This is a genomic window from Nocardia sp. NPDC019219 (assembly GCF_040632645.1).
GTDB classification, from domain to species: domain Bacteria; phylum Actinomycetota; class Actinomycetes; order Mycobacteriales; family Mycobacteriaceae; genus Nocardia; species Nocardia sputorum.
Window position 1 is genome coordinate 1 of record NZ_JBEYCG010000032.1, and the last position, 21,829, is coordinate 21,829.

The following is a 21,829-nucleotide window of genomic DNA, read 5'->3' on the forward strand; positions in this document are numbered from 1 at the left end:
GCGCCCATTCCTGCACTGAGATCACCCTTCCGATCGTGGATGGGTGGCCGATTTTCAAAGAGCGCCGGTGGCCGGATTTTCGAAGAGCGCTGACAGTCGCGAAACGGATTTCGGATAGCGTCCGTTACCGACCGATAGTCCGGTGGTGTTGACCGTATGTCGGCTCGTTCGGTGAGCATTGTGCGGTCACTCCGCGTCATGGCATGGGCCTCCATCCCACCGTGCGGCATGCGGTGAACACACGCGCTACCACGGGCTGGGTGCGCGGCGCACCGCCCACAGGGCGCATCTCCACAAAGAACTCGTCCGGAAGAGGGCAATCACGCTGGTGCGTATTCCAGAAGGCGCTTGCACGCGGCGGGGACGGATCCGGTCATATCTGCCCACCCGTCCGTCCAGCATGCTGCGAGCTTCGCTTCGTCCGAGGTCGTTCGTCCCGAGGTTCTTCGACCTGCGCGGACCGCGGACCGGCCGAGGTGGTGCGGTGCTTCTGGTGCGTGGCCCAGCCGGAATCGCTGTCGCCCTCCTGAGGCGGAGGCGGACCCGCGGCACGCATCCGCGCGGCTTGTTCTGTCATGCCCAGCTGGTCACACCAGGCAAGCAGGGAGTCATAGATCTGTCTTCGAGTTGCGTCTGTCTCTTCGCTGCCGTAAACGGCCATTGGTTTGCCTCTCGCCGTCGGAACACCCGACGCCGGGGGCTTTCGCCACCAACCACGGCTCACCACTGGTCGGTGTGCCGGTACGAGGGACCGGCATCGACCCGGCGTCGGGTGTCTCCGACGCTATGGCGAAATAACAAGGGGCGGAACGGTTTCGGCGTTGCCTACCCGTTGCCTATCGACAGGCGGCAACTTCGGCGACGAGGCGGCGCAACGCGACGCTGTGGCGATCGACCGACAGGTCGTTCAGCGCTCGGCGCGCGTGAGCGACGCCTTCCATTCGGCCGCCGGACTTGGCGAGTGCTAGTCCGCGGTGCATTTCCAGGTGGGTGGCGTAGCGGGCGAATCTGCCGGGCATGGTCCGCTGAGCCTCCTGCTGAGCCCGGTCGGCGGTCTGATCGCCGAGTCGGGCGAGCACCAGCGAGATGTCGACGTTCATCCGCCACTCCGGCATCGCCCAGTCGGAGACCTCGTCGGTCGTGCCCACCGAGTCGAAGACACGCTGTGCGTCCTCGAGTGCAGTTCGAGCGGCTGATTCATCGCCGTTGAGAGCGTGGACGTTGGCGAGCGAAATGAGTGACATCAGGCGCCCGACCGTGGGCGCCTGGGAGATCTGGCTGCCTGCCTCCGCCAGCTCTTCACATGCGGACAGGGCTGCGGTCGGATGAGCCATATTCAACGCCGACCGTCCACGCACCCACACCTGGGTGGCCGTGTCGTCGGATCGGTCGGCGGCGGTCACCGCTGCCCGGTACCAACGCGCGGTCGCTTGCCCGTCAGCCACGTCTGACAGCGGCGCGCCGTGTAGCACCATAAGGCGGGCGGCGATGGCCCACATCTGGCGAGACAACAGCTGGGGACGCAAGACAATCAGGTCTGCGGCGATGCGCGACTGCATCTCAGCTGCACCGACGGTCATGCAGTCGGCCGCGTGCTGCTCCATGCGGGCGGTCCAGGCGTCGATGCCGATCGGCATGACGTCGTCTTCGAACATGCGCCGGACAGCATCGGTGACCAGGCCGGGGACGACGGTACCTGCCAAACCACCGAGCAATGTGCGACGGCGAATGTCCACTCCGAGTTGCTCCTCGTATCGGTCAACGATCCAGTCAGGGGCTGCCTTGCCGGCTGGAGCTGTTTCGACCCGGCTCAGGTACCCCTTGTCCAGCATGATCCTCTTCGACATCTCCCGCAGCGAGATATCCGCAGCCACACGCGCATCCCTGAGCATCTGTCCTGTCACCAGCATGACACCACCCCCTGAATAGGCAACGCACAGGCAACGCCGAAACACTGTGTCGACTCGTCGCACCGTTCCACTCGGGTGAACAGACCTGCACCGATAGGGCGCCGACCGATCATCGAGGAGTGTGACATGTCAGATCCTCGCAGAGTTTCGATGACAACAACCATAAGCGGACCAGGGTGTTTCTCAGTCACTAGAGCTGTTGACTGATGCAGAGTGGAGCGCCGGTCGTGCCGCGCACGCCGCCGGAATTGCTCCAGGACGGAAGCCGGGATGCCCGATACCCGGGGACCCGTGCCATGGTGTTCGTTCGGCGATGCCGCACAGGCGAGGAGAACTGATGATGGAGCGTGAGCTGTCGAGAATCTTCACCGCGTACGACGTGCGAGGGCTCGTCGATGTCGATCTCGATGAAGACCTCGTTCGGGAGATCGGCGCGGCGTTCGCACGATTGGTGAATACGACGGTCGCCGTCGTGCGCGACATGCGGCCATCATCGGAATCGTACGCTGCGGCGCTGATCGAGGGCGTGATCAGCCAGGGCGGGGATGTGATCGATGTCGGGCTCGGCTCAACTGATCTCGTCTACTTCGCCGCGGGCCGCCTCAAGGTCGCCGGCGCGGTGATCACAGCTAGCCACAACCCTGCCCCCTACAACGGCATCAAATTGTGCCGCCCTCGGGCCGTGCCAGTCGGGCGGGGCAGCGGACTCGATGACATTCGAGACATGGTCCACCACGGCATCCCGCCGTACGGCGGGGCGACAGGCCGAATCATCAACCGCGACGACCTGCCCTACCGCTACGCCGCGTACCTCAGGGAACTGGTCGATATGTCCGGCATCCGACCTCTCAAGGCAGTCGTGGACGCGGGAAACGGCATGGCAGGGAAGATGGTTCCGATCGTCTTCGATGGATTGCCGGTGGAGCTAGTACCGATGTACTTCGAACTCGATGGCACCTTCCCTAACCATGAGGCGAACCCGCTCGACCCTGCCAATCTGGTTGATCTTCAGACAGAAGTTCGACGCGTCGGCGCGGATATCGGACTGGCCTTCGATGGCGACGCTGACCGCTGCTTCGTCGTCGACGAAACCGGTACACCCGTCTCGCCGTCATCGATCATCGCGCTCATCGCTAGCCGAGAACTGCGAAAGGCTCCGGGCTCGACGATCGTTTACACCGCGATTACCTCCCGCGCAGTGCCGGAGATCATCGCCGAACACGGCGGGCAACCCGCGCGGACGCGAGTAGGGCACACACACGTCAAAAGCCTGATGGCCAAACGTGACGCCATCTTCGGTGGTGAGCATTCCGGCCACTATTACTTCCGCGACTTTTGGAACGCTGATACGGGAATGCTCGCCGCGCTCCACGTCTTGGCTGCTCTCGGCAGCACGGATCAATCACTTTCCCGGCTGATCTCCCGATACCACCGCTACGCCGCATCAGGGGAGATCAATACCACAGCAAGCGACGGCGCCCGGGTGCTCGCGGATGTCGAGCAGGAGTTCGCCGATGCCGAGATCGACCGACTCGATGGGCTCACCGTCCAGCTTCCTGGCGGGGCGTGGTTCAACCTCAGAGCCTCCAACACCGAGCCTCTGCTTCGCCTGAACGTCGAAGCACCGGACGAACGCACTATGGCACGGCTTCGGGACGATGTGCTTGCACTCATCTGGCGGTGACTACCCTGCTATAGCAAGACTTTCGGAGCGGCGGGGCTTCACTAGGCATTCGGTGTTGAACGGCGAGCGATCGGCGGCACCAGCACGTGTCGACGAATCTGGTCTGCTCGGAGCTGGGGCCGACTGTGTTACAGCCCGTAGTCGTGTTCGTGACTGTAACCGTAGTCAAGACCTAATTCCGGTGCGTCGAAGGGCTCCTCGCCGCTCATCTGGGTTTCGGCAGCGGTGGGAGCCTGCGCCAACTCCGGTTCGTCGTGAGCATTGTGGTCGAGATAGCGGTGGGCGCGGTCTTCGAGGTCGCGTTGCTCCGGTGTCAGCTGCGCGCGGCGCTGCTGTTCAGTGACCGCGTCGTCGAGTTGACGCTCCTCGCGAAGCGAGCGTCGTTCCGCCTGCGCCAGCTGATGTGCAAAGGCGCTGTCGCTCTGCTCCGCGGCGGCCAGCTCGGCGGCGCGCGCGGCATGGTTGTCAGCACGTTGAACTGTCGAGTCCCACGCGTCCTCCGCGAAGGGCACCGCGGCCCGAGATCGGCGTGCGGCCTCGCGGGCGGCAAGCAGATCGTTCTCGGCATCGCTGACGGCTCGGCGCAGGTGCTCGACGCGGGAAGCGTGCTCCGCGCGGACGGCGCGTGCGGTGTCAGTGCCGGTGCGCCACCACGGGATCTTGGGTGGGCTGTCCTGCATGGTCACCTGCTTCTGATGGGCGATGGAGACGGCGTGCTCGGCGGCCACGACCGCGGCCTGTGCTTCGCGTGCGGCACGGATTGCCAGCGCGTGTTGATCGAGTTCTGCGTGGGCGCGGCGTACAACGTCGGCGTCGTTGCCGCGCTCATGTCGCTGGCCACGTTCGATTATGAGACCCATGTCCAGGATCGGGTCGAGGTCGAATTCAAAACGTGCGGACTGGATCTCGTTTTCCAGTTCGGCGTCGCTCATCCTCCGCCGCCGGTCGACCCGGAGTTCAGAGACAGCGCGGGAGAGTTTGTCGGCTTCGCGGCGCTGCGCGTCCTCGAGCATCTCGACCAGTCGCCAGCGCAGCGCGGCCGCGGGCTGTTCGTCCGGTAACGGGCGCTGCGCGGCGGCGGTGCGGACGGCGGTCGGTACGTCCAGGCCGGTGGCGGCGGCGTGGGACAGTTCCTCGGCGAGTTGTGGCCAGTACGGATCTGTGGTGATCCGCTCATCGACCTCTCGGCCCAGCGGGGTCCAGCGGCGGGTGTTGGTGTCGAGGTCTCTGAGACGCGAGCGCACTGCGGCATCTAGTTCGAGCTGGGTGCGGCGTTCGTCGACTGGGTATTGCACGGGGCCGGTCGGGCGGCGGTCGTGGTCGGGGACCGCGTGTGCTGCCCGCCAGATCGCGAGTGAGGCGGTGAGGTTCGGGTCGTGTTCGACGAGCTGTCGCCCCCACATTGGTGCGGTTTCGGGTGTCCAGGTGTGGGCGGTGGCGCTGATTTGGGCGGCCAGGTCCTTGATCTGGTCGGCGCGGTATTGAAGGTGCCGACCGTAGTCGGTGTCGTCGCGCAGGACGGCTGGGATCACCGGGATCCATCCCAGCGGGCCGCCGATGGTGTGGTGGCCTATCCGCCACACCAGTACGGCGGCTTTGTCGTCGGCGGTATCGAGTTCGCGTGCGGTGACGGCGTCGGTGAGCGTGGTGATCGGGTCGTGCCCAGCCAGGGTGAGCATGGCCAGGTGCTGGCGCAGCACGGACCATGCCGCCTCATCGGTGAGGCCAGGCATCAAGCGTTCGGCGGCTGCCGAAATAGTGGTGTGGTGCTCGGCGCCGAGCCGTGTGTCGGCGGCCGTGGCGAGTGCCTCGAGGTAGGCGTCGACGAGTCCGGCGAGCTGGCGTTGGGGGTCGGCGGCTTGGCGGGCCTGGGTGGTCGCGGAGACTTGGCTTCTGTCGCGGCCGAGGATTTGGGTGAGCATGTCGATCGCGGTCGGTGGGTGCAGCGCGTTCCACGTCTCGGCGGGAGCGTCCTGGCCGTCGCCTGCGGTGGCGAGGTAGAGGTGTCCGCCAGCGCGGGCGCGGGTGGCCAGCACATACAGCTGGAAGCGGTCCTCGCTGCCGGTCAGCACGCCGTGGCAGGTGTCGGTGGTCAGCCCTTGGGCGGAGTTGATCGTGCGGGCGTAGCCGAGCTCGACGCATTCACGCACGTAAGCGGTGGGCAGGGTGACTTTGCGGCCGGATCCGATGTGGGTAGCGGTGATCCGCCCGTCCGGGTAGACGGCACGGACCTTCCAGCGGTAGCCGTTGCGGACGTGATCGGTTTGCGAGATCCGCAGCCGATAGTTGTTCTCCCTGGTGGTGATGATGTCCCCGACAGATGCCGAAAGCCCGTCCGACAGCAGCGTTCCCGGTCCGTGCAGGCCTTCGCGGCGGAGGCGTTCGTCGCGGGCGAGGGCGTTGAGCTGGCGCACCAGCTCGTTGGTCGGCGCCAGCAGGGCGACGTCGCGGCCTTGGGCGTAGTCGACCCGCCAGGCCCGGTACGCGGCGTGCACTACAGCACCGAGGGTGCCGACGTGGACGCGGCCGCGGTCGGTGTAGAACGCGATCGCGGCCGTATCGCCGTGGCGTAGGGCGAGGCTGGCGGCGCGCTCGCTCGGGTTGTCGAAGCGGACCACGCTGGTGAGGGTGGCGGCTCCGGCGTGGTGGACGATGTCGCGGATCACGCCGCCGGCCTGCACGGAAGACAGCTGCCGGTCATCACCGACCGCGCGCACGCTGGCCCCGCGTTCGATCAGCCAGGACACGGCCGAATCCAGTTTCAAAGAGGGTGCTTTCGCGGCCTCGTCCAATACGACGAGGGTGCGGGGTCCGATCGCCCGCACCCAGTCCGGCGCGTCGTCGAGGGCCCGCTCGCCCGACCGGAGGTCGTTGATCACCGTGACGAGCATGTCCACGGTCTTGGAGTCCGCGCCGATCTCGCTGCCCAGGACACCGGCGGCCGGTCCTTCCGGTGCCAGCCCGAGCACAGTGCCACCTTCGGCGGTCCAGGCGCGCACCAGCGCGGCCATGGCAGTGGTCTTCCCGGTCCCGGCCGGGGCGATCGCGACATGGAACCGTCGTCCGGAGGTGGCGAACTCGCGCAGCAGCTGAACTTGGCCGTCGTTGAGCACCTGGCCGTTGTTGTTGGCGGCGTGCTCGATGATCGCGGCATCCACCGCGGCCGCCGGGATAGTGCGCCCGCCTTCGAGCAGGCTTGCCGCTATCAGGCGTTCCTCGGCCGCGAGGATCTGGGGGCTGGTGAAGAGCTGGGAGCCGAAGGTGGTGAACACGCTGGTTCCGTCGCGGCGGGTGAGTGCCTCGACCGTGGGTGCGATGTCTTCGGCCTCTGGTGTGCCGCGGGGGACCGACCGCGGCTCGCTCAAGGCGGCGTCGGTGACCTGGGTGATGAGGGTGTGCCAGTCGGCCGGGTCGACGCTGCCACGCAGCTGGCGAGTGGCTTCAGCGCGAATGTGGCGGAACTGCCAGGTCGCCCGAGAATCGGAGACCACCTCCACGACCCGTGCGGCGGTCGCGGCGACCCACGCGGCGTCGGTGATCTCCCGCTGCGGGATCGGCTGTCCTAGGGCGGTCGCGACCATCGCATCGACCGCGCTCTCACCGCCGAGCAGTTGCATGGCATCACGTCGCCAATCAGCGCGTTGCTCAGCACGCGAGCGGGCTGACACCTTGTGGCCGCGGGTTTTCAAGGTGGCTTCTTGGGCGAGGTTGTGCAGCTCAGTCGGTGTTGGTTCGCGGCCACGCTCGGCCTGAAACCGCGTCGTGCGCTTGGTCAGCTCGGCGTCCACCGCGGCCGATCGCTTCGACCATTCCTCGGCCAGGCGCTCCTCGACGCCGACGATCTCCCGTACCGGCCGCTTCCCGCGCCGGCGGCGGCTGCTGCTGTGGCGTTCGGCGAACTGCACGCCGACCGACTGCTCGAGGTAGTGCTCCAGCCGGGTGTTGAACAGCTCGGACGCGGCGACATTGTGCTGGTAGATCATCCTGCCGTCGAGTGCACCCCACTGCCCGTCATGGCGTCTCACCGCATTCGAGATCACCACGTGGACGTGCAAATTCGGGTCTCCCGCGCGACTATCGCGATGCTGGAAGGCTGTGGCGATCAGGCCACCGACGACGTCGACCTGGCGACGGCTGTGCCGCCCGACCCGGGTGAACACCGCGTGCTCCTCCAGATAGACCAGCACATCCCGCAGGGCGGCATCCACGGCGGCCTCGATCTTCTCCGACACCTCCCGCGGGGCCAGCGCCCACAACGTCGACACCGACTTGACCGGCGAAAACGTCAGGTCGAAACCGGCAACCCGCTTCGACGGCGCTCGGCTGGCGCGAGCCACCCAGCCCGACAGCTCCCGGTCGTCGCGGGGTGGGCGGCCGTATTCCTCGGCGAACATGCGCCCAGCAACGTCGGTGGCGATGCGGCTGCGCTCCTCAGCGGGGATCGGGGCGTAGTGGACGCGGCCGTGCTCGGCGTTGTAGGCGGCATACGCGTGGGCCCGCTCGTAGCGGTAGGAGTACTCTGCCACCACGTGTTTCGTGAACGGGGCACTAAGCCGGACCAGACGTACCGCGTGCGCCCGCGCGGTACGGCTCGAGATGCCCTCCGCGGCAAGGGCTTCCACTTCGGCGGCGATCATCGCCTCGGCGTTCGGATGCAGGCCGTGACCGAACAACGCCCGCATCTGCGCTTCGGTCACCGCCTCCCCGACCGCGATACCGACGTTCGGCAGCCCGGAACCCAGCCAGCGACCGGGGGATTCGCCGCGCTCGCTGTAGTAGGTCGAAAGGTCCTGCGGACCGCGATCGTTCACGTCCTGCGTGGCGATCGAGCGGAGATAATAGGTGTAGCCGTCGCCACTGCCCAGCTTCGCCAGTGACATCACACAATCCACCGTACGCGTCCCGGATTACGAGCTGGCCGTGATGATTTCGCAACCAGGGAGCATGAGGTGTGACGAAATCTATCTGTTTGTGCTGGTAGTGGCTTTTAGTTCAGTGGGAGGGGCGGTGAGAGGCCGCATAAAAATGTCAGTGGCCTGAGGTGCGGAAACCGCAGATTGTGTCAGTAGTAGGCAGCATCGGAATGTCAGTGGAAGTTTCAGATCGGGCTACGAGTTTCCCTACTGGTCAGTGCTGTCCTGGTGGGCGATGCGGCGCGTCCGGTGTGGGCAGGTTGCCCTGGCCCCAGGATGGAGCTGCGGGTGGGCATGGCCCGTCGAACGAACGCTGTGATGGTGATAGCTCCCACTGAACAGCGGGGCCATCACCATCACGAAGTGCTCGCTGCGTGGCTAGCGAGCTCGCATGGTCCGTCAGAATGCGGCAGGCGGGTTCTTGTACCAGCCGACGATGATCTTGACCAGGTGCAGGAGATTCTGCGTGCGCATGACCGGGGCCGAGGCGTTGACCTCGAAGTCGGTGCTGGCTTCGGTCTTGCGCCAGATGCTGGTATCGGAGACGGGGGCGTTCATGTGCGGGTCGAGCTTCGTGAAGAACGCCACGATGTCCTCGTCATTGGCGTCGTGATTCTCCATCAGCTCGTGGTAGACACCGGCCAATACGCGCAGCATGCCGACGGATCCCAGCAGCGACTGAGAGCGCAGGTCGATGGGCTTGAGAGTGCCTTCGGCAACGGCAGCCAGGTCCTTGAATCCCTCGGCGAGGCAGTCGAGGTAGCCGTGTACCAGCTCGACCAGGGTCTCGTCAGCCAGCTCGCGTTCGCGTTGTTTCCCGATCCTGCCCGCCACGCCGACGGCGACACCGCGAGTGAGGTCTGCGACGTGCTTCGCCCCCATAAGGTTTGGGTTCTTCGAGGTCATGCGGTCCTGCTCAAGATCCACCTTGCCCTTGAGCAGGGCGTGGTTGACGACCCTGTCGAGGATCCGGTTGGCAACTTTGCTGCTGTCGAAGCGTGCCCGCAGCGCACTGGAGATGCCCTTGGCGTTATCGGCGACGTCGACGAACATCTGGCGGGCCAGCACGTTGTTCGGCTCAACGTAGATGTCCACGCCGACCGACTCGTTCTCCAGCCGCTTGAGCTGTGCGCTCAGCTTGTCCCGGCTCGCGGTGAGGCTCTCGATCTTGTCGGCCCTGGTCGCCTTCGTGATCTCCCGGTCGATCTTCTTAATCTGCTCGCCGAGCTCGCGAATAGCGTTGTGTACGCCGAGGATACGGTGCTGGCCGTCAATGGTGGACAACGGCGACAGCGAGCCGACGGCCCACGGGACGGTCAGATAACCGAGTCTGCCCTCGCTGCCGGGAGCCTCCTTGAACGTGCAGCCGCCGTTGTCCCGGGCCAGTAGCGTGGGGGCCACCCACGTTTCCTGCTGGGCGATGTACTCGCCGAACGCTTTGGCGTGGCGGCCGTCGACCTTGCGGTTGTCCGGATCGGGCTCATCCGGGTTCGGCAGTGTCAGGATCAGGTCCAGGTTCGTGAGCGGGATGCGGACGCTGTATACGACGCGGCCCCCCTGGAACGAACGCTGAGCGATGTAGGTGCTCTCCCTGCGAGGGCCGGAGATCCGGCCGGTGTCGATCTGCATCTCAGGTGCAGCCTGCGTCATGCTTTGCCCCTTATTTCCCTGATTAAGATCATGTTCACTCGATTGAAGTTCAATCTAGCGGAAAAAGATCTTAAATGACCACAAGATCTTATCGCGAGAATCATTCAGCTATCTGCGTTTTCGCGGTCGATCGGGAACAAGAGGCTCGCGAGCGGGCCCACGGCGGGCGGGGTGTGTGTCTGCCGTGAGCGAAAACGATCGTTTCTGTCCCAGATCCGGCCCAACGCACCGGATTCGCGAAGCCGCTGGTCGCCGAAACCGCAAGACGGGTCACAACCCGTGTGCGGAATCTATGAGACGAAACCGGACCTGTCGGCCCTTTGCGGGACAGTTCCGGGCGTGACTCGGTTCGGATACGCGCAGGTCTCCAGGCGGGGACAGAAAGCCGACTCCCAGATCGACGCGCTCACCGCGGCCGGGTGCGAGCGGATCTGGGTGGACAAGGCATCGAGCAAGCTGGCGCGGCGCCCGGAATGGGACAGATGCTTCGAACCTCTGCGCCGGGGCGACGAACTGGTCATCACCCGGCTGTCGCGCCCGTTCCGGTCGGTGCGGCACATGACCGAACTCGCCGCCCAACTCGACGAACGCGGAATCGACCTGGTCGTGCTCAAACAGGGCATCGACACCACCACCCCCGCCGGACGGTTCCTGTTCCACGTCATCGCCGCCATGGACGAGATGACAGCCGACCTCACCAGCGAGGGCACCTTGGAAGGACTTGAGTCCGCACGCGCCCGGGGCCGGGTCGGCGGTCGGCCGGCGGCGTTGACACCGTTGCAGGTCCTCAAGGCTCGCGAGATGTACGACGAGTCCGACGAGCACGGCAAACGCCACTACACCGTCGCCCAGATCGCCGAAACCTTCGGGGTATCACGCATGACGATCTACCGGCACCTCGACCGCTCCGCGTGACACCCCGCGCGACGACGGCCGCCGGTGGCTATCGACTCCACAGGTCGGACAGGTCTTCGTAGGGCAGGTACCTGTCTTTGATTCCAAACCCGCGCAACAAGTTGCCCGTCAGGCGCCCGACCACGGCCGCCGGCTGCGCGGCCAGCTCCTGCGTGGTGGACGAGATTACGCCGACATAGTGCCCCTTCGGGTAGCGGCGACCACCGTAGTACCGGCCGGAGTGGTTCTCGACGGGTTCGATGCCGAGCAGCGGGCCCACCTTGAGACCGATCGTCCAGTCGCTGTTGATCGGGCACAACTCCGTCGAGAGGTAGGCGGCGGCCGTGAACACCGTGTGGATCTTCTCCAGCATCGAGGCGGCTCGCAGAACGGTCGCGCCCGAGTCCCGATCGCCGGAGCTTCCGACTGGGGAGATCGTGTTGCCGGTGCTGAGCTTCCACGCGCCGGAGTCCTCGATCAGCACGACAGTGCAGCGCTCATCAGCCCAGGAATCGGTGTCGTCGTTCCAGGTGCGAGCCAAGCACCCGTCGGGGTGTGGCACGGAATGGATCAGCGAGCGCAGGCCGTACTGGCCCTGCATGTTCTGAGGGGTCGCCCTCTGGAAGAACTCGATCAACCCGACATTGTCCAAGGTCTCCGATATTGGTGACTGCGGCTGAGCGGTCGGCTCCAGCAGCAGGTGCATCCAGCTGACCTTGGGGTTGGTCGGTCGGATATTCAGATCGTCTTCCACCGCAGCGAGCCGGTCCTCGAACCCGGCAGCTCGTGCCTGTCGGTCACCGAGCAGGCGCCGTACGTCGCCGTCGCTGAGCTTGCACTTGCCGTTCTCGCTGCGGCCCCAGTACGACCCGTCGACCATGTGCGGAGCATCGGCCGAGGCGGGTACCGTCACCACCAGTACGGCACGCGTGGGGTCGGTGGGATGGGCGAAACGATCGGTCATTACATGCAGTGGCGGTGAGACACGCCCCCGGGCGACCTGAGCGATTCGATCGGCGAGGTCTGTCTCAACGGTGCCCGTGACGGTGCCCGGCATACCTTTCCGGCTGTCCGCAATCCCCACGATCAGCACACCACCGTCAACGCTCAACGAAGCGAGATCTCGGGCCAGCTCCAGATTGGCCGGGCCACTCGTCGGCGGGATGTCCTTCTTTCGCTCCAACCACTGCGTTTCCTCGAACAAGCCGCTGTTCGACGCCATCTCGATATCCGTCCACCCCGACGGAGTGAACCGCGGCTGCCGAGGACCGAGGTAATAGGAAGTTGGCATAGCGCCCAATCATGCTCCACTACCCCGACAAACCCCTACCGCTCATCGACCTCAACCCCCCTCTACTCAGGCCGGTTGTCGGGCCGATCGTCGATGGCCCGGACGCAGCAGCGCGTAGCGGAGGAGGCGGTGCAGGTAGTAGCGGAAGACGTCGAAGTCATCGATGATGATGTCGGTTTTCTCGGGGTGGGCGTGGGTGTCCAGGGCCGGAACGTCTTGGCCGGGTAGCAGCATCACCAGCACCAGGCCGTAGATGAAACAGCTGCGGTGGGTGACTTGGCTGGCCCAGTTCTTCATCGCGAGGGTGTTCGTGCGTACCTGTTTGATCGGGTTGTGGTCGTAGCCGTTGCCGTAGATGTCGGCGACCTGGCCGTCGCTCATCAGCCATGGACCGTTGGGCGGGACCACGAGCGTCCCGTCTTGGCGGCTGCGGAAGCCTTTGACCTCGATGACGATGCAGCGTTGCTGCGTCCAGATCACCGCGTCGAGCTGGCGGGTACGCCCTTTGGCGGGGACATCGACTTTCAGCAGCGCCACCCCCGGCTGCGCTGGACTCCACTGGATCCACTCGGCGAACCGCTGCTCCGCGGGAGACAACTCCACGTCCTGGTTGACCAGCAACAGCACAACGACCTCCCCTGACCACCCGCCTGCCCTATCGGGGTATCTGCCCGAACCGCACCGGTACGCGCGACGAGTTGTATTGCATTGCAGCTACTTCCATTGTTAGCGGACAGAGAACGGAGCTGTCGGCTGGCTGTCACGAGTTCACATCTGTCGGCGCTCCGACGGATCATCGGCTACAGGTGGTGGCGAAATCGCCGTGTTTCGGCTTTCATGGAAGGCGGGAGAATCGGCAGGCCTGGAGGAACCATGCCTTTCGATCTCCATGGTCAGCTCCCTACTGGTCATCTTGTCGCCCGAGCTCGTCCTTGGCCTTCATCTCCCGCGCCAGCGCTCTCATCGTTTGCGATTGCGGATCCCAGCGCGCCAGTCCTTTGTTATTGGCGGAGGGACGACTGCGCCCGGCCGCGCGCGGTTCCTGGTCAGTACAGAGCGAGGTACCGGTGGTCAACGGACAGCTACCAGTTGGCCACCGTAGCCCAGGACGTGCGCTGTGCGCTCTGATCGCAGCAGCGCGCATGATGACGCTGCTCGAAGCCGCACGGAGGAGGTCACCGTCGTCGTTCCAGAGGACCCGCCTCAGCTCACCTCCATAGCCGCTAAAGTGTTGCTAGAGATCATTCTCCGACACGTCCGCGAGACTCGTGGCGAGACCGTCGATAGTCCCCGACCGAGTCCAACATCAACACCACGGCCGACTCCCTCCCTCTCAACTTGCGAGGAGAAGGCAGTTCGACCGGGTTACCGCCGAACGCCGATGTCTTTCTCACCCAGCAGGAGGAATCGCAGCAATGATCAGGTTCGCTTTCGCCGGGCGGGTCTCCACCGAGGACCAGCAAGATCCCGAAGCAACTGGCAGCTCGGGCGAGCGAACGCTCTGGTCGGTCAGCACGGGCAGATTGTCGTCGAGTTCTTCGACATCGGGCAGTCGCGGTCGATCCCGTGGAAGCGCCGCCCCGCAGCCGGGCGGCTGCTCGAGCTGCTGAAAGAACCCGAGCGAGGGTTCGACGCGGTTGTGATCGGCGAACCACAGCGAGCGTTCTACGGCAACCAGTTCGGGCTGACGTTTCCGGTCTTCGTTCACTACGGCGTACAGCTGTGGGTGCCAGAGGTCGGCGGTCCGATCGACCCGGACTCCGAAGCACACGATCTGATCATGTCGGTGTTCGGCGGCATGTCCAAAGGCGAACGCAACCGCATCAAGATCCGCGTCCGCGCCGCCATGGCCGCGCAAGCGCAAGTCGAGGGCCGCTACCTCGGCGGCCGGCCACCTTACGGGTATCGCCTCGCCGACGCCGGGCCCCATCCCAATCCAGGCAAAGCCGCCGACGGTAAACGGCTGCATACCCTTGAACCCGACCCTGTCACCGCGCCGGTGGTGCAACGGATCTTCAGCGAGTACTTGTCCGGCATAGGGATTTTCGCTATCGCGCAACGCCTCACCGCCGACAACATCTTGTGCCCGTCGGCCTACGACCGCAGGCGCAACAGCCATCGCTCCGGCGCCGCATGGTCCAAGAGCGCGGTGCGCGCCATCCTGGGCAATCCGCGCTACACCGGCTACGAGGTATGGAACAAGCAGCGCAAGCAGGAGTCCCTCATCGACGTCGATGACGTCGCCTTGGGCCATCACACCCGCCTGGCGTGGAACCCGAAGAAAGAGTGGGTCTACTCCGACCAACCTGCCCATAGCGCACTCATCAGTAAAGACGCCTTCGAGCAGACACAACTACGGCTCGCCGCCCGAGGCCCGCAATCGACGGGCAGAACCACGACCCGCCGTCAGCACCCGTACGCCTTCAAGGGACTGTTGTTCCACGATGCCTGCGGACGCCGCATGCAAGGCAACTGGAACCACGGGCTGCCGCACTACCGCTGCCGGTATCCCTCCGAGTACGCCCTCGCCAATAAGCTCGACCACCCGACAACCGTCTACCTGCGCGAAGACCAGCTCAGCGGCCCGATCGATGCATGGCTGGCCGAGATATTCCACCCCGACCGGATCGAGCATTCGCTGACCATGCTCGAAGGTGCCCAGACCGACAACACGCCCGCCATCGAGAGTGCACGACGATCGCTTGCCGAACACGACCGCAAACTGTCCCGGTACCGAGCAGCACTGGAAGCGGGCACCGACCCGGCCCTTGTGGCGAGCTGGACCCAGCAGGTCCAACGCGAACGCCAGGCCACCGCGGCACAGCTCACCGCGCTGGAAGCCGAGCAACGCTCGGATCACCACTTCAACAAGGAGGAGATCCACCAGCTTGTGACCTCACTGGGCGGCCTGGTTCACATACTGAAGGCAGCTGACCCCACCGACAGACTCGAGGTCTACCGGCAACTCGGCCTGAAGCTCACCTACGACCACGAAAAACGGGTGGTCGTGGCAGAAACTGCTCCACAACCACCCGTGTGCGTAGTGTCTGTGTCCGGAGGGGGATACATGCGCTAACCACAGAGATCGACCTGCGGAAGCGGTGAGCAGATGTCCTGCTGCACTTCCTGTGCCACGCCAGCACAAACAGCGTCGGTTTGCCTTATTCGCAGGCGATGCCGTCCTTATCGCGGTCGAGTTCTGATCTGTAGCCGGGTTGTAGCGACGCGGCACCCGCGGCCTTCGCGGCGGCGCACTTGGAGTAGTGACGCTGAGGCAGCGCGAATGTCCCGCACAGTCGGACGGGCACGTCTTGCTGGTGTTCGATCGCTGTTTCATGTACGTGGCGCGTAGGGTCGGGTGAGCGTGCTGATAAGACGCTCCCGACTCGCGAAATCGTCATGTGGGTGCCGGCCGCCGAGGCGCGGACAGGCGCGGGAAACCATGTGCCGGTGGACACATGCAGGTCGCCGCGGTTCCGCTGCCGCCCACGCCGTGCGAGTACGACGGCTGCTAGACAACCAGGACGGGCGGGCCCACGCTCAGCAGGGCCAGGCTGACCACCCCGATGACGAGTCTCTTGCCGAACACGCTCCACCAGCCCTGGACCGAGCAGAACTGCCAGGCGACCACGCCGCCGCCACGGGCTTTGCTCACCAGCCTGGTATTCCATTCGTGAGGCTGGCCCAGTGGTTCGAACAGCGGCTCAGTTGCGCGGCACAGTCGAACAATGATCACTGTCGTCGGCGGATCCGGGCACTCCGCCAAAAACCTGGATCGGCGGCTCGAACACCTCCACCGCCGAACGCTTCATCGCTCCCTCGCATTTCGGCAATCGCGTGAAATGAAAGCCTCTATGGGCGCGTTCATCTGCTGAGATTGTCGAGGAGTCGCTGCAGCGTCCCACGTTTGGCAACCTCAGATTTGGGCGCCAGAAGCGTTTGATCGACGAGGGCATTGCGGAGAGCGGTGTTAAAGGTTTCGGCCTGATCGTATGCGCGGAATTGGCTACGCAGTTTCTCTTTGTAGCCGTGAGCCGGGCCGACTCTTGTGATGAGCTGCGCGGCAAGTCTGGCGTCGCCCTTACAGTCGCGGCCGAGCAGCTGCAGTGTCAACTCGTTGGCGGCGGCCACGGCGGACGGGTCTAACGGCACGGCGAGGATATAGTCGAGAATCCGATTGCGCTCGGCCTGACGGGTCTCATCCTCGATGCGGCGGGAGACGAACCGGACGGCATCGGCGCCGATGCCGGCCTGACCGATGGCTTTCGAGACGTCGGCGGGTACGCCGTTTCCCCGCGCCTGGATCCACAACTCGGTGCGGCGCTCTAGTGTCAAGGAACTGCTGTAGTCACGCAGTGCCTGGCTAGGGAAGTAGGACGTCAGAGCCGAGATAGCGGTGATGACCTCAGTATGCGCCGGTGAGGTTGCCAACCATTCCTCGGTCAGTCGCTGATGGTCGGGTCCAGTCGTGGTGATGGCGGCGATGAGCTCGGCAGGGAGCGGCGGATGACCGGTGTGGTGGGTCAGCGCAAGGTAGACCCTGGTGTGTCCGATGGCAGTGGGCTGTAGGGGGTCAGGTTGCCTGAGGTTGTCGCGAATTTGGTCTGCGACGGAGGGCTCAAGTGCGGGAACCAGTTGCATGACTTGATCGACAACGCTGGTCGAGTAGGCGTTTGCAGTGACTGCCGAGCTGAGGTCATGAGCCTGGATGTCGCGAGCCGACTCGTCACGGTTCGCGAGTTCGTCCAGCGCGGCGTAGTAGTGCTTGCGGCGGGCGAGTGTGTCGGATCCGGCCCAGTCGAGCGGTTTCAGTTCGGTTTCAGCGTCGGCGATGATGTCAGCGACAGTAGTTTCTGGGGCGCAAGCAGCCACCGACCCGATGACTGCGGCGATATCTGCGGTGACGTCGGCTGGCTCGGAAACGATCACGCTGAGCAGGGACGCCACGGCGTCGCGTGCGACGAGATCGGCTTGCGCAGGGGGTGTAGGCAGGAAGCTTGCCCAGAAGTCGATGTCATCGACGAAGCCGCGGTGCAGCCCTCTTAGGGCATGCTGCTGTCGGGCTTGCGGATCTGTGAGCAGCGGCAGGATGTGATCCGCGGAGCGACGGATGGTGGTATGCAGTCGAGGGTCGTCGCATGCGAGTTGCTGGACGGCCAGCAGGACATCGGACATCAGCTGTGCGGCTGGCTCGCTGCGGGCACATACCGCTTCGAGCAGCGAGGCGACCTCAGCGACGAGTTCGTCGACAGTTTCGGTGTTCGGTGTCGGCGTCTCCGTCGGTGTGGCTGCACTCGTGACCGCTGCTCTGGGCGGCTCGGGCGGAATGTCCAGTTCGTGCCAGTGCTCTATGACGACTGGGTTGGCGGCGCGCCATAGAGCGGTGGCATGCGCTGTTGGCAGGTCGGCCAGACCATCAAGCAACGGCTGGGGGTCGACGGGGTAGGTGCGGGCGATATATGACAGCAGGCGGTCTCGGTGCCCGCCGTTTCGCAGGTGCGCGAGTGCGGGCACAATCTGGCCGAGGTGTTCGGGATCGGCCTGTCCGAGAAGATCGGTCAGCTTGTCGAGCATTCCTGCGTCGTCAGCGGTAGCAGCGATCAGCACGCTGCCCGGCAGCATCCGCGGTGTCCAATCCGGATCACCTGCCATGACCGCGACGCTCGGCGCGAGTTGTGCGGCAATCGGTGCGAGCTCTTCACCGCCGAGTTTCGTAGCCAACCGGCACACCGATTCGACGAGAAAAGCTTTGGAAGGACCGAATTCGGCGTCGGAATGCTGCGCCATGAGAACAGCGGCGATCCGGAGGGTGCCCGGGGGCTGACTGGCGAAGGCAGCAACGGTGTCCTGGGGTGGCGTCTCACCGGCGAAATCAATGATGTGACCGAGTTGCGGATCGGTTATCCCTTGCTCGGAGCCAGCGCCCTTGAGGTACAGCAGTTCCGGGCGTGGATCGTGGACACCGACGGCGGCGGTCTTGCGGAGGTATGCCCACAGTTCCAGGTTGAGTCGGTTCTCCGCTCGGCGAGCAGCACGGGTGTCGTTGTCACCGGCCTCCAGTGCGGTTCCCAGCAAAGGGCCCGCCGGACTCTGAGCATCGCCGTTGCCCGGCAGCGGCACCGCTGCGATTTCGGCTACCTCATAGCGTTTGAGAACCGTACTCACCCCGTCAGGGAGGTCGCTTGGCGGGTTCAGCAGCCATGAGCACAGGCGTGGCACCGTGAGAAGATCCGCGGCTACGGCGGGGAACTCCGTTTGCAGCGCAGTGAGCTTCGCGATCTCGGCAGCACGAGCGAGATGGTCGATATTTCGAGCCTGTGCGACGCGCATATTGGTTGCGAAGGCGTTCAGAAGGACCTTGACACGGCGTGGGCTACGCACGTGAGCGGGAATCAGCGAATAAATCACGAGGTCAAATTCGCGGTCGCCATTGCCGGCACTTCGAAGTTCGGCCCAGATGCCATCGTGGTCATGAACCAGTTCACGAGCGAACCTTCCCAGCGCTTGCGGCCGCAAGGGCGGCAGAGCAAGTTGGTGCTGGAAGATCTTATCCAGGAATGCTCCTGGCGTGGCGTAATACGGTTCGTCTTCTCGCAGGGGCTTGGCCTGCGGCACCTTCTGCAGTGCGTGAACCAGGACCTCGCGGTCGGCGGCGACGATGAAGACGCACCTGCTCTGATCGAGAAAGGTCTTCAGATCGATCAGCGTGGAAACGACATCCTCGGGCAAGCACCTGTCGAGTTCATCGATGAACACCACCAAACGTCCCTTGCCGCCGGTCGCTTTCTGCACCAGTTCCTGAAAGGCGGTCGCGAACTCATCGTCGTCGACCGGAGCTGGCGTGCTGATCTTGACGTTGGCGGATTCGAGGGCTTTGGGTCCGACCAACAACGCTATGAGCGCCAGCGAGAAGACGGTGCCAGCGGGAACGAGATTACTGATCAGCGCTTCACGTCGGGAGATGTCCGCGGCGTAGACGGTGACAACGGTCATGAGAAGGCCCCACACCAGCGCGAATATCGCCGCGGCGGCAATACCGACGACGAGGTTGCCGCGGCTGCGCCACAGCCATCTCAGCAAGTTGAAATCGTTGAACTCCTTCTGGTTGTGCAGATCGATGCGCAAGTCGTTGGGATTGATGGACAAGCTGTGGGCTGCACTCGCGATGAAGTTGCGTTTGAGTGCTTTGCCACCGTATTTCCATGCGTCGTATCGGATTACGCGTGTTGTGCGGCTACGGCTCTCGACGGTGTCCTTCACCGTGGAAAAAACACTCGACTTACCCGAACCCCATGCGCCGAACAGCGCGACGTTGACGGGTGGCGTCGCGACGCACACCAACTCCGCGATGCGATGAGCGATCGCACGGTGATCGAACGCGTCGTGATCGTCGACCTCAAGCGCCGCGTCGGTGACCAAGTCGCCAGCGCACAGCAACGATCCGGCGGTGTGCTCACCCATAGCCACGTCGATCCTCCATCACGCAGTGCCCCTTTCTCGGCTTGGACGCGAGAAATCGGACTACACACCCATCGCCTCCGGTGGAGCCGCGTTACCTTCCGGGTCTTTCGGTGCTACTGCAGCATCGCCGTGATGGATCATGGCATTGAACACCGCCCAGGGGTGCCGGTCGCAATGTTGCAGGTGGCTGACGTTGGCGGTCTAGAGCCTGTCTCTTTGATCTGTCGGTCAGTTGATCGGATATGTCCGTCCGATTAGTGATCACTGATGCGATGTGGGACCGGATGGAGCCGCTGATGCCGACCGATCCGGTCCGCGGTCGACGATGGGCCGATCACCGCCGAACCTTGGAAGCCATCGCGTGGAGGTACCGCACCTGCTTGCTCTGGCGAGAGCTGCCGGACGAGCTCAGCTCATTCCAGACCGCTCACAAACGCCTGATCAGGTGGGCCGTGGACGGCACCTGGGAACGCATCCTCGTCGCAGTTCAGGTAGCGGCCGACGCTGGTGCCGATATCGGCTGGACCGTCTCGGTGGATTCCACTGCCTCTCGAGCCCATCACCAGGGCCACAGACCTGGCCGAAATCGGCACCCGCACAGCTCCACCCATCGCCACCCATGTCCGGCGGAGGTCCCTGACGTCAAGTGAGCGCCAAACCCTGTAGTGCCGATGGGCGGGCGTGCCAGTGCCCGCCAGGCGGTGCCGTCGGCGTTCGTGAACAACGCCTGACGCTGATCGATGGTGCTGTCACGATTCGTGGACAACTGCGGTCACAAATGATGGACAGAGCCAACCTTGAAGGCCGAAGATGCGGTTCTGCTTTGAGACCTGGGCCGGATTCGTCGCTCTTGCGACGAGTCTTCGGCGCCCCGCGGGAAGCGACAAGGGGCGGTCAGCGGGCGCGGCCGTGGGTGTCTCGTAGGGTCATGCCGAATCGTTGTAGTGCGGCGGAACCCCCGGTCGCGGCGGGCCGCCAACTGCGTACGGCCGCCGCGTCCTGGCACCCAAGGACGAGGCGCACTACCTGTTGCCCGAGAGCGCCGACGACGCCATCGTCTTCACCGAGACCCTCGTGGGATCGGTGCACCGCCGCCGACACTGGCGGGGTCCGTGCATCGAATAATCCTGATGGCCGGGCCAGCGACCCGCCCCTGACCGAACCCGCGCTGGCCCCAGCGCGGGGCCAGCGATGACCAGCCGCCCGGGGTGGCACCAACTTGACCCTCCCCGCGCTTACCCCACGCTTCGAGCGGGAAAATTGCGTCCCGCCCGGAGCCGTCGGGACAGGCGATCGGCCTGTGACCCCCGACGCATTGTGGCTAATGCAACGGATGCTGACTGTGGAACTTCCACGCGTCGCGCACGATGTCGGTGATGCCGGGTTTTTGTGGTGTCCAGCCGAGTTCGCGTTGTGCGAGTTCGGAGGAGGCGTAGAGGGTTGCGGGGTCGCCTGGTCGTCGTGGTGCGGTCTCGATGTCGAGCGGGATCCCTGTGACGTTGCGGATGGCTTGGATGACTTGGAGGTTGGAGTAGCCGATGCCGTTGCCGAGGTTGTAGATCTTGTGTTCGCCGGGGTGGATGTTGTTGAGGGCGAGGAGGTGGGCGTGGGCGAGGTCGGTGATGTGGATGTAGTCGCGGATGCAGGTGCCGTCGGGGGTGGGGTAGTCGTCACCGTAGAGGGTGAGTTTGTCGCGGTGGCCGAGCGCGGTGTCGAGGGCGAGGGGGATGAGGTGGGTTTCGGGGTTGTGGCGTTCGCCGATCATGGTGCCGTCGCCGCAGTCGTGGGCGCCTGCGACGTTGAAGTAGCGCAGGGATATCGCGCCGAGCGCGGATGCGCGGGTGTAGGTGGTGATGGCTTTGTCGATGGCGAGTTTGGTGTCGCCGTAGGTGTTGACTGGGTTGGTGGGTGAGGTTTCCAGCAGGGGGAGTTGGGTGGGTTCGCCGTAGACGGCGGCGGTGGAGGAGAAGACGAGTCGGCTGACGTGGGCGGTGTGTATGGCGTCGAGCAGGGCGAGGGAGGCGCG

Annotated in this window: 12 protein-coding genes and 1 pseudogene; 4 read left to right on the plus strand and 9 right to left on the minus strand. The window is 64.7% G+C overall.

Annotation, left to right across the window (positions count from 1 at the left end; genetic code table 11):
* Positions 1-836 precede the first annotated feature (836 nt).
* Positions 837-1,910 (minus strand): helix-turn-helix transcriptional regulator, encoded by a 1,074-nt coding sequence (locus ABZ552_RS33870; RefSeq protein ID WP_281918458.1) that lies wholly within the window; start codon positions 1,908-1,910, stop codon positions 837-839.
* A gap of 337 nt (positions 1,911-2,247) precedes the next feature.
* On the opposite strand from ABZ552_RS33870, the gene ABZ552_RS33875 reads away from it, so the two are divergent.
* Positions 2,248-3,594 (plus strand): phosphomannomutase/phosphoglucomutase, encoded by a 1,347-nt coding sequence (locus ABZ552_RS33875; RefSeq protein WP_281918459.1) that lies wholly within the window; start codon positions 2,248-2,250, stop codon positions 3,592-3,594.
* A gap of 128 nt (positions 3,595-3,722) precedes the next feature.
* Here the strand turns inward: ABZ552_RS33875 and mobF are convergent, their stop codons facing one another.
* Both mobF and ABZ552_RS33885 read right to left on the minus strand, forming a co-directional pair.
* Complete coding sequence (mobF, locus tag ABZ552_RS33880) at positions 3,723-8,474, minus strand: MobF family relaxase (protein WP_281918460.1); 4,752 nt, start codon at positions 8,472-8,474, stop codon at positions 3,723-3,725.
* A gap of 432 nt (positions 8,475-8,906) precedes the next feature.
* A complete protein-coding gene (locus ABZ552_RS33885) occupies positions 8,907-10,157 on the minus strand; it encodes a DNA sulfur modification protein DndB (RefSeq protein ID WP_281918461.1) in 1,251 nt (416 codons plus the stop codon).
* Between the two features lie 339 nt (positions 10,158-10,496).
* Here ABZ552_RS33885 and ABZ552_RS33890 point away from each other — a divergent pair, with 339 nt between their 5' ends.
* Entirely contained in the window at positions 10,497-11,072 is a 576-nt protein-coding gene (locus tag ABZ552_RS33890; RefSeq protein ID WP_281918462.1) for a recombinase family protein, read from the plus strand.
* Between the two features lie 28 nt (positions 11,073-11,100).
* On the opposite strand, the gene ABZ552_RS33895 is transcribed toward ABZ552_RS33890, so the two are convergent.
* Entirely contained in the window at positions 11,101-12,273 is a 1,173-nt protein-coding gene (locus tag ABZ552_RS33895) for an ATP-binding protein (RefSeq protein ID WP_281918463.1), read from the minus strand.
* 135 nt (positions 12,274-12,408) lie between these two features.
* Positions 12,409-12,969, minus strand: coding sequence for a nuclease-related domain-containing protein (locus ABZ552_RS33900; RefSeq protein ID WP_281918464.1), 561 nt, complete (start codon positions 12,967-12,969; stop codon positions 12,409-12,411).
* Between the two features lie 754 nt (positions 12,970-13,723).
* On the opposite strand from ABZ552_RS33900, the gene ABZ552_RS33905 reads away from it, so the two are divergent.
* The gene (locus ABZ552_RS33905; protein ID WP_281918465.1) at positions 13,724-15,418 is read left to right on the plus strand and encodes a recombinase family protein; all 1,695 of its coding nucleotides are present in this window, start codon (positions 13,724-13,726) and stop codon (positions 15,416-15,418) included.
* An 85-nt stretch (positions 15,419-15,503) separates the two neighbouring features.
* Here the strand turns inward: ABZ552_RS33905 and ABZ552_RS33910 are convergent.
* From ABZ552_RS33910 to ABZ552_RS33920, 3 genes and pseudogenes are all read right to left on the minus strand, one after another.
* Positions 15,504-15,608 (minus strand): annotated as a pseudogene (locus ABZ552_RS33910) (excalibur calcium-binding domain-containing protein); the annotation flags it as partial.
* Positions 15,609-15,853: 245 nt separating this feature from the next.
* A complete protein-coding gene (locus ABZ552_RS33915; protein WP_281918466.1) occupies positions 15,854-15,997 on the minus strand; it encodes a hypothetical protein in 144 nt (47 codons plus the stop codon).
* Positions 15,998-16,206: 209 nt separating this feature from the next.
* Positions 16,207-19,803 carry a P-loop NTPase fold protein gene (locus ABZ552_RS33920; protein WP_281918467.1) on the minus strand — a complete coding sequence of 1,199 codons (3,597 nt, stop codon included), beginning with the start codon at positions 19,801-19,803 and terminating at the stop codon, positions 16,207-16,209.
* Positions 19,804-20,075: 272 nt separating this feature from the next.
* On the opposite strand from ABZ552_RS33920, the gene ABZ552_RS33925 reads away from it, so the two are divergent.
* Entirely contained in the window at positions 20,076-20,453 is a 378-nt protein-coding gene (locus tag ABZ552_RS33925) for a transposase (RefSeq protein WP_357441930.1), read from the plus strand.
* Between the two features lie 671 nt (positions 20,454-21,124).
* Here ABZ552_RS33925 and galE read toward each other — a convergent pair.
* On the minus strand, positions 21,125-21,829 hold a 705-nt coding region (gene galE / locus ABZ552_RS33930), incomplete at its 5' end, for a UDP-glucose 4-epimerase GalE (RefSeq protein WP_357441928.1).

Excerpts from the sequence above, each read along its gene's own strand:
- ABZ552_RS33870 (WP_281918458.1), bottom strand. The coding sequence starts at position 1,910 with ATGCTGGTGACAGGACAGATGCTCAGGGATGCGCGTGTGGCTGCGGAT.
- ABZ552_RS33885 (WP_281918461.1), bottom strand. The coding sequence starts at position 10,157 with ATGACGCAGGCTGCACCTGAGATGCAGATCGACACCGGCCGGATCTCC.
- mobF (WP_281918460.1), bottom strand. The coding sequence starts at position 8,474 with ATGTCACTGGCGAAGCTGGGCAGTGGCGACGGCTACACCTATTATCTC.
- ABZ552_RS33920 (WP_281918467.1), bottom strand. The coding sequence starts at position 19,803 with ATGGGTGAGCACACCGCCGGATCGTTGCTGTGCGCTGGCGACTTGGTC.
- ABZ552_RS33925 (WP_357441930.1), top strand. The coding sequence starts at position 20,076 with ATGTGGGACCGGATGGAGCCGCTGATGCCGACCGATCCGGTCCGCGGT.
- ABZ552_RS33875 (WP_281918459.1), top strand. The coding sequence starts at position 2,248 with ATGATGGAGCGTGAGCTGTCGAGAATCTTCACCGCGTACGACGTGCGA.
- ABZ552_RS33895 (WP_281918463.1), bottom strand. The coding sequence starts at position 12,273 with ATGGCGTCGAACAGCGGCTTGTTCGAGGAAACGCAGTGGTTGGAGCGA.
- ABZ552_RS33905 (WP_281918465.1), top strand. The coding sequence starts at position 13,724 with ATGTCTTTCTCACCCAGCAGGAGGAATCGCAGCAATGATCAGGTTCGC.